This is a genomic window from Albibacillus kandeliae, from assembly GCF_003116585.1.
GTDB classification, from domain to species: Bacteria; Pseudomonadota; Alphaproteobacteria; order Rhodobacterales; family Rhodobacteraceae; genus Albibacillus; species Albibacillus kandeliae.
In genome coordinates this window covers 829,684-845,102 of record NZ_QEHM01000003.1, presented here as the reverse complement: position 1 = coordinate 845,102, position 15,419 = coordinate 829,684, and the positions used below count along the sequence as shown (strand labels likewise).

At 65.1% G+C, this 15,419-nt stretch carries 10 protein-coding genes; 3 read left to right on the top strand and 7 right to left on the bottom strand.

The window, feature by feature from the left end:
- Window positions 1–99: 99 nt before the first annotated feature.
- Window positions 100–1,548, bottom strand: a complete 1,449-nt coding sequence (locus DDT93_RS09900; RefSeq protein ID WP_109465625.1) for an FAD-linked oxidase C-terminal domain-containing protein — start codon at window positions 1,546–1,548, stop codon at window positions 100–102.
- Between the two features lie 81 nt (window positions 1,549–1,629).
- Between DDT93_RS09900 and DDT93_RS09895 the strand changes: the two genes are divergently transcribed.
- Window positions 1,630–2,346, top strand: a complete 717-nt coding sequence (locus DDT93_RS09895; RefSeq protein WP_109465624.1) for a DUF599 domain-containing protein — start codon at window positions 1,630–1,632, stop codon at window positions 2,344–2,346.
- 7 nt (window positions 2,347–2,353) lie between these two features.
- Here the strand turns inward: DDT93_RS09895 and polA are convergent, their stop codons facing one another.
- From polA to DDT93_RS09875, 4 genes are all read right to left on the bottom strand, one after another.
- The gene (gene polA, locus DDT93_RS09890; protein ID WP_109465623.1) at window positions 2,354–5,170 is read right to left on the bottom strand and encodes a DNA polymerase I; all 2,817 of its coding nucleotides are present in this window, start codon (window positions 5,168–5,170) and stop codon (window positions 2,354–2,356) included.
- Between the two features lie 109 nt (window positions 5,171–5,279).
- Entirely contained in the window at window positions 5,280–6,788 is a 1,509-nt protein-coding gene (locus DDT93_RS09885; protein WP_198654812.1) for an MFS transporter, read from the bottom strand.
- A complete protein-coding gene (locus tag DDT93_RS09880; protein ID WP_157960132.1) occupies window positions 6,785–7,438 on the bottom strand; it encodes a TetR/AcrR family transcriptional regulator in 654 nt (217 codons plus the stop codon). The genes DDT93_RS09885 and DDT93_RS09880 overlap by 4 nt, the downstream gene beginning before the upstream one ends.
- Window positions 7,439–7,555: 117 nt before the next feature.
- The gene (locus DDT93_RS09875) at window positions 7,556–7,738 is read right to left on the bottom strand and encodes a zinc-finger domain-containing protein (protein ID WP_109465621.1); all 183 of its coding nucleotides are present in this window, start codon (window positions 7,736–7,738) and stop codon (window positions 7,556–7,558) included.
- A 244-nt stretch (window positions 7,739–7,982) separates the two neighbouring features.
- Here DDT93_RS09875 and DDT93_RS09870 point away from each other — a divergent pair, with 244 nt between their 5' ends.
- Window positions 7,983–12,209: an ExeM/NucH family extracellular endonuclease gene (locus tag DDT93_RS09870; RefSeq protein WP_109465620.1), complete on the top strand. Its 4,227-nt coding sequence runs from the start codon at window positions 7,983–7,985 to the stop codon at window positions 12,207–12,209.
- A gap of 61 nt (window positions 12,210–12,270) precedes the next feature.
- On the opposite strand, the gene DDT93_RS09865 is transcribed toward DDT93_RS09870, so the two are convergent.
- Window positions 12,271–13,071 (bottom strand): endonuclease/exonuclease/phosphatase family protein, encoded by an 801-nt coding sequence (locus tag DDT93_RS09865; protein WP_109465619.1) that lies wholly within the window; start codon window positions 13,069–13,071, stop codon window positions 12,271–12,273.
- A gap of 183 nt (window positions 13,072–13,254) precedes the next feature.
- On the opposite strand from DDT93_RS09865, the gene DDT93_RS09860 reads away from it, so the two are divergent.
- Window positions 13,255–14,424, top strand: coding sequence for an acyl-CoA dehydrogenase family protein (locus tag DDT93_RS09860; protein WP_109465618.1), 1,170 nt, complete (start codon window positions 13,255–13,257; stop codon window positions 14,422–14,424).
- Between the two features lie 3 nt (window positions 14,425–14,427).
- On the opposite strand, the gene DDT93_RS09855 is transcribed toward DDT93_RS09860, so the two are convergent.
- A complete protein-coding gene (locus tag DDT93_RS09855) occupies window positions 14,428–15,285 on the bottom strand; it encodes a BKACE family enzyme (RefSeq protein ID WP_109465617.1) in 858 nt (285 codons plus the stop codon).
- Between the last annotated feature and the right edge of the window lie 134 nt (window positions 15,286–15,419).

Genomic DNA, 15,419 nt, shown 5'->3' with positions numbered 1-15,419 from the left:
CATCTTCTTTGGGTTCCAAGTATCCCGGGGGTGAATGGGCCGGCAGGCCCAGAGGGGGCAGCGCCCCCGACCCGGCCGGATCACGCGATCCGGAAAACCTCATGCCGCCGCCGGTCTCGGGGCGCGCCGTGCCTGCGACACCGAGAGCGGGAAAACCTTCGCGGGGTTCAGCAGCCACTGCGGGTCAAAGACGTCCTTCACCGCCATCTGCGCCTCGAGATCCGCGTCCGAATACTGGTGCAGCATCAGGTCGCGCTTCTCGATCCCGACCCCGTGCTCGCCGGTCAGGCAGCCGCCCACCTCGACGCAGAGCTTCAGGATCTCGGCCCCGAGCGCCTCGCACAGTTCCAGCTGGCCCGGTTCATTGGCGTTGAACAGGATCAGCGGATGCATGTTGCCGTCGCCCGCGTGAAAGACGTTGGCCACGTCCAGACCGTATTCGCGGCTCAGCTCGCCGATGCGGCGCAGCACGAAGGGCAGCTCACTGACCGGGATGGTCCCGTCAAGGCACATGTAGTCGTTGATCTGGCCCATGGCCCCGAAGGCGCTCTTGCGGCCCAGCCAGATGCGACCGGCCTCGTCGGCGTCCTTCGCCTCGCGCAGTTCCACCGGGTTGTGCCGCGCGGCGATCTCCTTGATCAGGCCAAGCTGGTGGGCAATCTCGGCCTCCGAGCCCTCCACCTCGACGATCAGCAGTGCCTCGCACATCGGATAGCCCGCCTGTGCAAAGGCCTCGCAGGCCTCGATGCAGGGGCGATCCATGAACTCGATGGCGACCGGCAGCACGCCCGCCTTGATGATGTCCGAGACGCAGGCGCCCGCCACCTCGTTTGAGTCGAAGCCCATCAGCACCGGCCGCGCGCCCTCGGGCTTGCGCAGGATCCGCAGGGTTGCCTCGGTGACGACGCCCAGCTGGCCCTCCGAACCGCAGATCACGCCCAGCAGGTCCAGCCCCGGCGCGTCGAGATGGGCGCCGCCGATCTCGACCACGGTGCCGTCCATCATGACCATCGTCACACCCATCAGGTTGTTCGTGGTCACGCCGTACTTGAGGCAATGCGCACCGCCCGAGTTCATCGCGATGTTACCGGCGATGGCACAGGCAAGCTGACTGGAGGGATCGGGCGCATAGAAGAAGTTCTCTTCCTCTACTGCGCCGGAGACCGAGAGGTTGGTCCGCCCGGTCTGTACCCGGATAAAGCGGTTGTTGTAGTCGGTTTCCAGCACCGCGTTCATCCGCGCCACTCCGAGGATGACGCAGTCCGCGGTCGGCAAGGCGCCGCCCGCCAGCGAGGTGCCGGAGCCGCGCGGAACCACCGGCACGCCCATCTCGTGGCATATCCGCAGAACCGCGGCGACCTGTTCGGTGCTCGACGGCAGCACGGCGCAGAGCGGCGGACAGCGGTAGGCGGTCAGGGCATCGCATTCGTAGGCCCTGGTCTCCGCCTCGTCCGAGATCACCGCGTCCCCGGGAAGGACGGCGCGCAACCGCTCGACCAGGGAGGATTTTTTGGCCAGAATGGCCGGATCAGGCAGGGGCATTTCCATGGCTACTCTCCAATCTGGTAAAAAAATATTACCAATCCCAGATTGCCGCAAGGTGAATCTCCCGGGGCAGGGACAGACAGAATGACACTTCCGGACCGACTATCCGTTTTCTCGCCGCTCGATGGGGCCGCGCTGGTGCTGCTGGTGCTGTGCTGGTTCCTTACTGGCTGGCGGATCGAGCACCCCGGAGCGCGCCAGCCTTCGGTCAGCGTTCTGATGGAATCCTTCCGGCGCGAGTGGATGGTCCACATGATCACACGGCAGCCCCGTATCTTCGACGCGCAGCTTCTCAGCAGCCTGCGTCAGGGCGCGTCGTTCCTTGCCTCGGCCACGATGATCGCGCTTGGCGGGGGCTTCGCCCTGATTGGCAAGACCGATGAACTGGCCGGGCTAGCCAAGGATCTGACTCTCGGGACCAGCCCGACGGTGGTCTGGGAGATCAAGATCCTCACCGCCATGCTGTTCCTGACCAACGCCTTTCTCAAGTTCGTCTGGTCGCATCGGCTGTTCGGCTATTGCGCGATCATGATGGCGGCGGTGCCCAATGATGAATCCGATCCGCTGGCCCTGCCCCGCGCGGTCCAGTCGGCAGAGCTGAACATCACCGCGGCGCGCAGCTTCAACCGCGGGCTGCGGGCGACCTACTTCGCTCTGGCTGCCACCGCCTGGCTCATCGGGGCCGCCCCGCTGATCGCGGCAACGCTGGTCTGCGTGGCAGTTCTCTGGCGGCGCGAGTTCGCCTCCCAGTCGCGCCGGATCCTGATGCAGACCCCGGCGTCGGCCCAGCCGGACCTCTGACCGGCGATCAGTGGGCCTCGGCCCAGTTGGCGCCTTTCCCCGCGTCGACAATCAGCGGCACCGCCAGCTTGACCGCCGGGTCGGCGGCGCCCTCCATGACCTCGCGCGCGCGGTCGATGGTGACGTCGACGGAGTCCTCGGGCACCTCGAACAGCAGTTCGTCGTGGACCTGAAGCAACATGCGCGCAGGCAGGTCGGCGATGGCCTTGGGCATGCGGATCATGGCGCGGCGGATCACGTCGGCGGCCGTGCCCTGAATCGGCGCGTTGATCGCGGCGCGGCGGGCAAAGCCGGCGTGCGGCCCCTTGGCGTTGATCTCGGGTGTGTGAATGCGGCGCCCGAACAGGGTCTGGACGTAACCGTGCTCCTTGGCGAAGGAGATGGTGCTGTCCATGTAGTCGCGGATGCCCGGGAAACGCTCGAAATAGCGGTCGATGAAACCCTGTGCCTCGGCACGGGGAATCCTTAGGTTGCGGGCAAGGCCGAAGCCGGAGATGCCGTAGATCACCCCGAAGTTGATCGCCTTGGCGCGACGGCGGATGTCGGGTGTCATCTCGTCCAGCGGTACGTCGAACATCTCGGAGGCGGTCATCGCGTGGATGTCGAGCCCGTCGGCAAAGGCCTGCTTCAGCTGCGGGATATCGGCGATGTGGGCGAGGATGCGCAGCTCGATCTGCGAGTAGTCGAGCGACAGAAGCACGTTCCCCGGCTCGGCGACAAAGGCTTCGCGGATGCGGCGGCCCTCCTCGGTGCGGACCGGGATGTTCTGCAGGTTGGGATCGGTCGAAGCCAGCCGCCCGGTGTTGGCCCCGGTGATCGAGTAGGAGGTGTGGACCCGACCGGTATCGGGGTTGATGTGGGTCTGCAGCGCGTCGGTGTAGGTCGACTTCAGCTTGGAGAGCTGCCGCCAGTCCAGCACCCGCGCGGGCAGGTCGTGCTCGGTCGCGAGGTCCTCCAGCACGTCGGCGGGGGTCGAATAGGCCCCGTTCTTGCCGCGCTTGCCGCCCTCAAGGCTCATCTTGTCGAACAGGATCTCGCCCAACTGCTTGGGGGAGCCGACATTGAACTTCTCGCCCGCCAGTTCGTGGATCTCGTCCTCCAGCGCGGCCATCTTCTGCGAGAAGGCGTTGGACATGCGGCTGAGCGTGTCGCGGTCGACTTTGACGCCGTGCATCTCCATTTCCGCCAGCACCGGCACCATCGGCCGCTCCAGCGTTTCGTAGACAGTGGTCACGCGGGCGCGGTGCAGTTGCGGCTTGAAGATCTTCCACAGGCGCAGGGTGATGTCGGCGTCCTCGGCGGCATAGTTCACCGCCTCCTCCAGCGGCACCCGGTCAAAGGTGATCGCCGCCTTGCCCGAGCCGAGCAGCGGCTTGATCGGGATAGGCGTGTGCCCGAGGTAACGTTCGGAGAGCGTGTCCATGCCGTGCCCGTGCTCGCCGCCGTGCATGGCGTAGGACATCAGCATGGTATCGTCGATCGGCGCCACCTCGATCCCGTAGCGGGAAAAGATCTTGGCGTCGTATTTCATGTTCTGCCCGATCTTGAGGACCGAGTCGTCCTCCAGCACCGGTTTCAGCAGGTCCAGCGCCTGCTGCATCGGGATCTGCCCTTCGAGCAGCGTGTCGGAGCCGAAGAGATCATCGGCCGAACCATCCTTGTGGGCCAGCGGGATGTAGCAGGCGTGCCCCGGCTCGACGCAGAGCGAGATGCCGACCAGATCGGCGGTCATCTCGTTAAGGCCGGTGGTCTCGGTATCGACGGCAACCCAGCCCCGTTCGCGGATCGCCGCGATCCAGGTCTCCAGCGCGGCGATGTCGCTGACACGGTCGTACTGCGCCTTGTCGAACGGCGGCATTTCGGGTGCGTCGGCTGGTGCTTCGTCGGCCTCCGATGCAGCGGGCGCCTCGGGGATCGCGGGTGCCTCGACGCCCAGCTTGTCCGAGACCCGCTTGGTGAGGGTGCGGAACTCCATCCGGGTGAGAAAATCGAGCAGCTTCTCGGGGTCGGGCTCCTTCACCTCGAGGTCATCGAGTGTGAAGGTCAGCGGCGTCTCGCAGTCGAGCTGGACCAGCTTTTTCGAGAGTTCGATCTGATCGCGCTTCTCGATCAGGGTCTCGCGCCGCTTGGGTTGCTTGATTTCCCCGGCGCGCTCCAGCAACGACTCGAGGTCGCCGAATTCGTTGATCAGCAGTGCAGCGGTCTTGATGCCGATGCCGGGCGCACCGGGCACGTTGTCGACACTGTCACCGGCCAGCGCCTGCACATCGACCACCCGCTCCGGGTAGACGCCGAATTTCTCGAACACGCCGTCGCGGTCGATCCGCTTGTTCTTCATCGCGTCGAACATTTCGACCCCGTCACCGACCAACTGCATCAGGTCCTTGTCGGACGAGATGATGGTCACCCGGCCACCGGCCTCGCGCGCCTGGCACGAAAGGGTCGCGATTATGTCGTCCGCCTCGTAGCCTTCCATTTCCTCGCAGGCGATGTTGAAGGCGATGGTCGCCTCACGGGTCAACGGGATCTGCGGGCGCAGGTCCTCGGGCATGGCCTCGCGGTTGGCCTTGTACTGGTCGTACATGTCATTGCGGAACGTGTGGCTACCCTTGTCGAAGATCACCGCCACATGGGTCGGCGCGTCCGACCCGTTCGAATCCTCGACATACCTCTGGAGCATGTTGCAAAAGCCCGACACCGCCCCGATCGGCAAGCCGTCGGACTTGCGGGTCAGCGGCGGCAGCGCATGGTAGGCGCGAAAGATGAAGGCCGATCCGTCGATCAGGTGCAGGTGGCACCCCTTGCCGAATGTTCCCTCGCCCATGTGCTGCCCGCTCCCGGATATCGTTACGCGCGGCCAAGCTATCTCTCCGCGCAGGTGAATGCCACCGCCGAATGGGCGCGATCCTGCTAGAGGCTGTCAGCAGGCAGCCTCAATCCATCGGCGGCATCGGGGCGCGCGGCGCGCGATCATCCGTATACTGCGGCTTCTTCAGCAGAAGGGCACAGGCGGCGACGATCACGTAGGCGACAAGGTTGTAGAGCATGGCCGTCGAGATGGCAGAACGGAACGCCTCGTGCTGGGCCATGCCGCCCGCGAAGGCCGTCGCTAGCGTCGAGAAGAAGATCTGGCTGACCACCGCGATCCCAAGCGCGCTGCCAGCCTGCTGCACGGCCTGAAGCGCGCCTGACCCTGCCCCCGCATCCTTCACCGGGACACCGGCAAGGATGGTCTGGAACATCGGAGCAATGGAGAACGAGACCCCGATACCGGACATCAGCAGCGCCGGGAGGAATCGCCAGTGATCCACCGCATCGGTGGTCGCAAGGATCTCGGAACGCAGCCAGAAGATGCCAATCCACAGCAGCGTGAGGCCGAACAGGATCCGCTGCTTCTGCCAGCGCGGTCCGAGGCGCGAGTTGATCACCGAGGCCACGAGAATGCCGACCGGGAAGGGCACGGTGGTCAGGCCCGAATGCAGCGGATCAAATCCGTAGCCCGATTGCAGATAGAGCGCGATGACGAGGAACAGCGCCGGCAGCGCCGAGAAATAGACCAGAGCAAGGGTACTGCCGATGGCAAAGTTCCACGCCTTCAGCAGAGTGATCGGCATCAGCTGCGGATTGCCAAGCCTCTCCTGACGCGCCTCCCACATGACGAAGCCGGCGAAGAAGACCGGAGAGGCGCACATCAGGGCAAAGCACCAGACTGGCCAGCCCAGCGTCCGCCCTTCGACCAGCGGAAAGATCAGGGCCAGCATCGCGGCCGCCATGAACAGGATCCCGATCCAGTCGTTGCGCAGCTTGGGGTTGCCCGGAACGGTCGGGACCAGTCGGCTCGCCGCGACGAAGGCGATGACCCCGATGGGCAGGTTGATCAGGAAGATCGCACGCCATCCCAGTCCCCACAGATCGGCGTTGATCAGCGTCCCGCCGAGGATCGGGCCTGCCACCGAAGCAAGCCCGGCGACGAGACCGAACATCGAGAAGGCGCCGCTGCGATGGCGTGGGGCAAAGAGGTTCTGCGCGATGGCCATGACCTGCGGCATCATCACCGCGGCGGCCATGCCCTGCAGGAACCGGGCGATGACCAGCATCTCGATGCTGCCCGCCATGCCGCAGATTGCCGAAACGATGGTAAAGGCCGCGACGCCGACAAGGAACAACTGCTTGCGCCCGATGATGTCGCCGAGCCGCCCCATCGGCAGCAGCAGCAGGGCGAAGACGAGGATGTAGCCCGCCACGACCCATTCGATCTGGCTCTCGCTGGCACCTAGATTGCGTTGCAGCGAGGGGATCGCGACGTTCACGATGGTCACGTCGATCAGGTTCATGAACTGCGCCAGCAGGATCGCCGCGAAAGCAAGCCAGCGGGTGCGGTCCGAGATCTCGTCGTGCAGGGCGCGCGGCGCCTCCGCAGGAGCCATCGTGGTGTCGGTCATGTGAAGCGTCCTTCGAAATCCTGGGAAGACTCGGCCGCATATGCGCGCAGCAGTTCGGCGGCCAGTTCGGGGTATCGGGTTCTGAGCAGTCCGGGTTCGCCCATGCCCAGCAGCGCCCAGATGATCAGCGGTGCGGCGGCCTCGGGGCGCAGATCGGCGCGGAGCGTTCCGTCGTCACGGCCAAGGGCCAGCGTGTCGGACAGCGCGCGCACCCAGCGCTCGCGCAGCGGCACAAGGAAGCGGTCTATGCCCGGCTCCTTGCCGATGCGGCGGCCGAGGCTTGCCATCACCGGGGCGATGTCGGGGTGGTTCAGGCGGACCTGCCGGAAATCGACGAGTTGCTTGATCAGCCGCTCCAGCCCCGTCGCCTCGGCCCGGAAGGTGCTGAGGTACTGGGTCCGGAAATCCTCGGAGATGCTTTCCGCGACAAGCGCGAAGAGCCCGTCCTTGCCCCCGGCGTGATAGTCGAGCGTGGCGATGTTGATGCCAGCCCGCTCGGCAACCGAGCGCATCCGCAACCCTTCGAACCCCTTCTCCATAAGTTCCGCCCGCGCGGCGAGCGCGATGTCACGCCGGCGGCGCCGGGCGATCTGGCTTTCGGGAGCGGTATCGGGGCTGACGTGCTGCATGGGGTCGGTTGATTTTTTCAATCAGATGATTGAATTTCCGGCGCGTGTCAACGCCGCGCGGGTCTCGTGACGAGACAGCCGGCGGTCCGGTGCTGCTTGATCAGATGGAGAGCGGTCCCGGGGCGGGCGGTGACGAGGTCAGTCGGCCTTGCCTTCAAAGTCCTTGTGGACGAACTTGCAGTCGCAATAAGGGCATTCCACCCAGCCGGTCTCGTGGGAGAGGCTGAGCCAGACGCGGGGATGGCCAAGAGCCCCCTCGCCACCGTCACAGGCGACCCTGTAGCTATCCACCACCTTGGTTTCCGGCGCTTCGATGGTCATCGCGGGCTGGTCCTTTGCAACTGCAGATCACGCTTCCTTATGTGCCAGCAGCCGGTGTGCTGCAAGCCCCCGACCTTTCCGCCGCGCGAGATGCCAGAACCACGGCCCGGACCGGCGCCGGACATGACGCAGTTCCGCTCAAAAGGGTTGCAAAACAATTGAAGCATTTACGTCACGGGCCTGTCATGCGTCTCTGCCATCGGGGGCCTTAAGAAAAACCAGAAATTTTCCGGAGGGATCTCGCATGTATCTTGGATTTGACCGCGCCGTCGGGCGCCAGAATAATTCTTTCGAGCCGAAGCTCATCCTCGGCAGCAACCGCAGCGACACCATCGAGGGCAACAGCCGAGACAACGTGATCCTCGGCCTCAAGGGCGACGACACCATCTTCGGCGGTGACGGCTCGGACAAGATCATCGGCGGGCGCGGCTTCGACACCGCCGTCTACTCCGGTTCGATCCTCGACTACCGCATCGACGGCTTCGGCTTTGCCAAGGGGTGCAAGACCTCGCCGCTGGCGCTGATGGTAACGGGCGTTGGCGCCTCGGCCGACATTGGACGCGACGTGCTGACCGGGATCGAGGCGCTCTACTTCGAGGGCGACGACTATACCCTGTACCTTGATGGCCGGAACAACGCCGTTCTGGCCGGCGACGACGCAGTTGCCGCGGTTGAAGGCACCGCGCTGATGATCGACACGGCCGAGTTGCTGGCCAACGATCACGAATTCGACGGCGACACCTTGGTGATCACGGCGGTCTCCGCAACCTCCGAACTGGGCGCCAGCCTGAGCCTCGAGAACAACCAGATCACCTATCTCGCCGGGGCGTCCTTCGATGCGCTGGCCGAGGGCGAGCAGGTCACCGATACCTTCACCTACATCGTGGACGACGGGAAGGGCGGCACCGATACCGCGACGGTCACCGTCACCCTGACCGGCACCAACGACGCGCCGGACCTGACCGTGGCGAGCGATGTCACGATTGACGAGAACACCACCGCAGTCACCACCGCCAGCGCCACGGACGTGGACAGCAGCACGCTGGTCTATGCGCTGTCCGGCGACGACGCGCACCTGTTCCAGATCGATGAAGACGGAAACCTCAGCTTCATCGCCGCACCCGACTTTGAGAGCCCGGAAGACGCGGACGCCGACAACCGCTACCAGGTGACCGTGACGGTCACCGACGACCTCGGCGCGAGTGACAGCACCGACCTGACCGTCACCCTAGCGGACGTGGCCGAGGGCCCGCTCTCGCTGAAACAGAGCTTCGAGACCGAGGCCGTGGGCAACCGCTACGAGGCTGCCAACACCAACGGCACCACGTTGCCCATCGGTACCGTCGTGGACCTCGTCAATGTCGACGGTCTGGCCAGCGTGGATAGCACCGAGGCAAGCGCGGGACTGATCGGGTACGACCTGACATGGGAGAACACCCGGGGCGACGTCGGTATCTCTGACGGCGACTACATCGGCGTGCAGAACTACACCGGCGCCGTAGGCGCCTTCACCGATGGCAGCCAGGGTTACGAGCTATCCGATGCCGATGGCCTGCTGCGCCTGACCTTCGACACCATCGACCTGAGTGGCGCCGGAAAGACCATGATCTCGCTCGACGCCTTCGTGCAGTCCACCGGCTGGGAAGCGGACGACCTCATCAACATCTACGTCGTGACCGATGCGGGCACCGTTTCGCTGCTGGACAGCACCGGGCAGGACATCGACAACATGGGCATCGAAGGGAGCTGGATGAAGCTTTCGACCATGCTTGAAGCCAGCGTCAATTCCGCCCAGCTGGTGGTGGAATTCGACAGCAACTCAGCGGACGAGGCGCTCTACTTCGATAACGTCGAGGTGCAGGAACAGTTCGAGATGGTCCAGAGCTTCGAGACCGAATCCGTGGGCAACCGCTACGAGGCCGCCGACACAAACGGCACCACGCTGCCCATCGGTACCGTCGTGGACCTCGACAACGTCGACGGACTGGCCAGCGTCGATAGCACCGAGGCAAGCGCGGGGCTGATCGGGTACGACCTGACTTGGGAGAACACCCGGGGCGACGTCGGCATTTCCGACGGCGACTACATCGGGGTGCAGAACTACACCGGTGTCGTGGGCGCTTTCACCGATGGCAGTCAGGGCTACGAGCTCTCCGATGCCGATGGCCTTCTGCGCCTGACTTTCGACACCATCGACCTGAGCGCCGTGGGCGAGGTCACCGTCTCGCTCGACGCGTTCCTCCAGTCGACCGGCTGGGAAGCGGACGATCTGGTCAACATCTACGTCGTGACCGATGGGGGCACCGTCTCGCTGCTGGACAGCACCGGGCAGGACATCGACGACATGGGCATCGAAGGGAGCTGGATGACGCTCTCGGCGACGCTCTCGGAAAGAGTCAACTCGGCCCAGTTAGTCGTCGAGTTCGACAGCAATTCGGCGGACGAGGCGCTCTACTTCGACAACGTCTATGTCGGTACTGCGGGCGAGGATACCGGCGAACCGGCCGACATCACCCTGATCTCGGCGATCCAGGGCACCGAGGGCGAGGCGGCGATGGCCGGTGAATCGGTCACCGTCTCGGCCATCGTGACCCATATCACTGATACCGGCTTCTACCTGCAGGAAGAGGAGGCCGACTACGACGCCGACGCGCGCACATCGGAAGGCATCTTCGTCTACGGCAACACCAGCGGCCTCGCGGTCGGTGACCTTGTCGCCGTCAGCGGCATCGTGTCCGACTACTACGGCATGACGCAGCTGTCCTCGGTTTCGAACATCGACGTCCTCGACACCGGGGTAGCGCTCCCGGCTCTGTCGACCCTGACGCTCTCGACCGACACGCCGATCGACTACGAAGCCTACGAGGGCATGCTGGTCGAGATCGCGAGCGCGACGGACCCGCTGACCGTGATCGAGAACTACAACCTCGACCGCTACGGCGAGATCGTCATCGCGACCGGAACCCAGACCCAGCCGACGCAGCTTTACGATGCGCAGACGCAGGCCGACGAGATCGCCGCCCTGACCGAGGCCAACACCAACACCCGGATTTTGCTGGATGACGGTAGCTCGGCCGAGAACCCCGACGCGTTCGTCTTCATCCCCGACAACAATCCGGACGACGACAACGGCTACCTCGACTCGGGTGACACCTTCACCGACGCGGGCACCACTCTGCGCCTTGGCGCCGAACTGAACGACACCGTCAAGGGCGTGCTGAACTACGGCTTCGACGACTGGCGCGTGACCGTGACTGAGACGCTGTCGATCGACGAGAGCACCAACAGCGGTGCGCGCGAGGCCAGCCCGGAGGATGTTGGCGGGTCACTGCAGGTGGCCTCCTACAACGTTCTGAACTTCTTTACCACGATCGACCAGGGCAGCGCGGGCACCGGGCCCGACGGGACGCTGGACCCGCGCGGTGCAGACACGGTCGAAGAGTTCGAACGGCAGGCCGCCAAGATCGTCGACGGCATCCTCGGAACCGGCGCCGAGGTGCTGGCGCTGCAGGAGATCGAGAACAACGGCTCGGGCGACGGCTCGGCAGTCGACACGCTGGCCGATATGGTCACTGCGGCAGTGACCGACGGCAGCGTCTTTGCCTCGGTCGACCCCACCGGAACCGGCGGCTTTGTCGGGACCGATGCCATCACCACCGGTATCATCTACGACACCACTGCCGTGACTCTGCTCCACAGCGAGTACATCACCTACGAGGAAAGCTCGGCCGACACGACCTACGCGCTGGCCGAAAGCATCGCCACGGCGATCGGCGCCACTGACCTTCTGGACGATCTCGGGGACTACCAGCGCAACCGCCCGAGCGTCGCCGCGACCTTCGAGGACAACGACACCGGTGCCGTCTTTACCGTCGTGTCGTCGCACTTCAAATCGAAGGGCGACAGCGGTCTGCAGGCGATTGCCGATGCCGCGCAAGACTACCTCGACGGCGGCGGTACGGACATCACCCAGTCCGACCTCGACGCCTTCCTGTCCGACCCGAACTTCGATCAGGGCGACGGGCAGGGCTTCTGGAACGGTGTGCGCAGCGACGCGGCCATGGAGCTCGCCGAGTGGATCGGCACCGAGTACAACGGCGGCGGCGTGACCAACGTGATCATGCTGGGCGATCTCAACTCCTACGCCGAGGAAGACCCGGTCCAGTACCTCGACGACACGGCAGGCTTCACCGACCTGATCGACACCTACATCGGACAGGACACCGCCTATTCCTATGTCTTCGACGGGCAGCAGGGCACACTCGACCAAGGCATGGCTGACGACACTCTCGCCGGCTACGTCACAGGCGCAACCGAGTGGCACATCAACGCCGACGAGCCCGACCTGATCGGCTATGACAACAGCTACACCAACTCGGATTTCTACAACGATGGTGTTTATGCCAGCTCGGACCACGATCCGCTGATCGTCGGTCTCGACTTCAACGGCTGGGTGACACCGCTGGTCTGATCCCGCAGGTGCGAAAGCTTGAGAGGACCCGCAGGCCAGCCGCCTGCGGGTCCTTCTCGTTTCAGATGTCCAGAACCAGCGGGCAGTGGTCCGACACCTCCGGATCGTAGACCACCCGGAAGTCACGGACTGCCGCCGGATCGCTGACCATCAGGTAGTCTGCGAAGCGTCCCGGCTTGGTGTAGTGGCTGTTCCGGGTTCCGGGAAACCCGCCCGCTGTCACCAGGTCTACCAGTCCCGCGGCGCGTAGGATTTCCATTGTCTCGCTCTCGGGCTCGACGTTGAAGTCTCCGCAGATGACTTCCAGATCGCCGGGCCGGACCAATTGACGCGACATGGCAAGCAGTTTTCGGGCCTGCACCGCGCGTTCGGGCGTGTCATGCTTGCCCGCCAAGTCGCGCAGCCCGTGCATATGTGTGATCGCCACGGCGCGGACCCTGTCATGATCGTAGACCCTGATCCCGTGCGCGCTGCGCGATCTCGGGTGGTCGCCATAGCCGTCCGGTCCGTAATCCTTGTGAACGAACCCCTGCACCTGCCCGATCACCGGCAGCGACCGGTGAACAAAGGTCGCGAGGCCCCACTGCGAGGGGACCGACACGTCGTCGTCCCACAGCACCCCCTGCGCCGCCGGGCAGAAGACCGCGACATGATCGGGCAGCGCACGGCAGACGTCACGGAAGAAGTTCGCCCGCTGCGGCAGAACGTGATCGCCGTCGCGATAGGTCAGCCAGTCCTTGTCGGTCGCCGGACTGTGAATGACCTCCTGCAGGCACAGCACGTCCGGCGCCGCTGACGAGAGGTAGGGCAACAGGGGCTCCAGCAGCTTGCCGCCCCAGCCGTTCAGGCACATGATCTGCATCGCTCGCCTCCTCTTGCTTCAGAGCGCACCCTTGCGCCGCGACCGGCCGAGTGCAACCGCTCTCCACCAACCGGCACCGTCCCGGTCGCAAATCATCCGGCCTCAGCCAGTCGGGACAAGTCGCGGGGTCATGGCGCATGCCAAGCTGCGCGGGAACGAGACCAGCGGCCGGGGAGTGCTCCGATGTATGACAACACCAGACCGGACAGGTATTTCACCGAGGAACATCAGGCGTTTCGGCAGAGCCTGCGCGCCTTTGTCGAAGCCGAGATCATCCCGAACGTCGAGGCCTGGGAAACGGCAGGCCGGCTTCCGCGCGACCTCTATCGCAAGGCGGGCGCGCTGGGGGTGCTGGGCGTGCTCTATCCCGAGGACCTTGGCGGGTCGGAGGGTGATTTCTTCATGCAGGTCGTGGTCGGCGAAGAGCTGTCGCGCTGTGGAGCCGGTGGTGTCTGCGCCTCGCTCGGATCGCATTCCATCGGCATTCCGCCGGTGGTCAAACACGGCAGCGCCGCGCTGCGCGACACCTTCGCCCGGCCGGTCATAGCAGGCGAGAAGATCGCGGCGCTGGCCATCACCGAGCCCGGGGGAGGATCGGACGTCGCGGCGCTGCGCACGACAGCGGTGCGCGATGGCGACAGCTACGTGGTGAACGGGGAAAAGACCTTCATCACCTCAGGGATGCAGGCCGACGTGATCACCGTGGCGGTGCGGACCGACCCGGCGGCGCGAGGGGCGGCAGGCATCTCGTTCCTGCTGGTCGAGGGCGATACCCGGGGCCTGACGCGAACGGAACTGACCAAGATGGGCTGGTGGGCCTCAGACACCGCGCACCTTGCCTTCAACGACTGCCGGGTGCCCGCGTCTCACCTCATCGGGGTCGAGGGCGAAGGGTTCAAGGCGGCGATGATGAACTTCAACGACGAGCGCCTGTTCCTCGCGGTGCAGGCCTACTCGATGGCGCAGGCCTGCTATGACGAAGCCCTCGCCTGGGCGCAGCAGCGCCGGGCCTTCGGACAAACCCTCGCCGGGCATCAGGTGATCCGGCACAAGCTGGTCGACATGGCCGCCCGCATCGACGCCGCGCGGACCCTGACCTACGATGTGATCTGGCGGCGGATGCAGAAGCTGGACCCGCTGAACGTGCACATCGCGCGCACCAGCATGGCAAAGGTCACCGCGACCGACGCGATGAAGTTCTGCGCCGACGAGGCAGTACAGATTCTCGGCGGCATGGGCTTCATGCGCGGCACCGTGTCCGAGCGGGTCTACCGCGAGGTGAAGGTCATGACCATCGGTGGAGGGACCGACGAGGTGATGCGCAACCTCGCCGCCTCGCAACTGGGGATCTGAGGCTCAGATCCCGAGGATCGCGCGGGTCTCGTCGGGCGACGCCACCACGCGCCCGGTCTCGCGGGCCAGCTGCGACATTTCCTCGATGAGCTGCCCGTTCGACGTGACCTTCTCACCGGATGCCAAATAGAAGGTGTCCTCGAGCCCCGTGCGCAGATGGCCGCCCAGCTCGGCGGTGCGACGGTGCAGCGCCCAGATCTCGCCGCGCCCGATGGCCGTAACCTGCCAGCGCGAATCCGTCGGGGCGAGCCCCTTGAGGATCGGCAGCAACTCGGGCAGCGCGGGCATCCCCGAGGCGACCCCCATCACGAAGTTGAGCTGCGCGGTGCCTTCGAACATCCCGTTCTTCTGGTACATGTCCACGCAGCGCACGATCCCGGTGTCGAAGCATTCGAACTCGGGCAGAGTGCCGGCCGCAGTCATGACCTCGAGAAAGTCACGGACCTTGCCGACCGGGTTGTCGAACATCATCGGCGGCCAGGCCCAATCGCCATTGGCGCGCAGTTTCAGGTAGTTCAGCGATCCGGCGTTGCAGGCCGCCATCTCGGGGCGGGTCCGGGCCACGCAGTCGAGCGCGGGTTGGTAGTCCGGCCCCACGACACCCGTAGTGTGGTTGATCACCACGCCGGGACAGGCGGCGCGGATGGCGTCCTGCACCTCGCGCGACAGTGCGGTATCCCACGAGGGGAGATGTCCCTTGTCGGGCCCCTGCTGGCGCAGGTGAATGTGCATGACGCTGGCCCCGGCCTCGTAAGCCCGGCGTGCCTCCGCCGCCATTTCGGCAGGGGTGACCGGGACGTGATGCTGCCTCGGGTCCGTCAGCACGCCGTTCAGCGCGCAGGTGATGATGGCCTTGCTCATGACGCCTCCGGAACTTTCCACGCTCCCGTCATAGGCTGCGGGGAAACGCCCGGCTTGCGCACAGTCGCTGCGCGACCCGAGCCCTAGCCATCCGGCACAAGTCTGCGACCCCCGCGCGCCGTTATGCTCCCGAT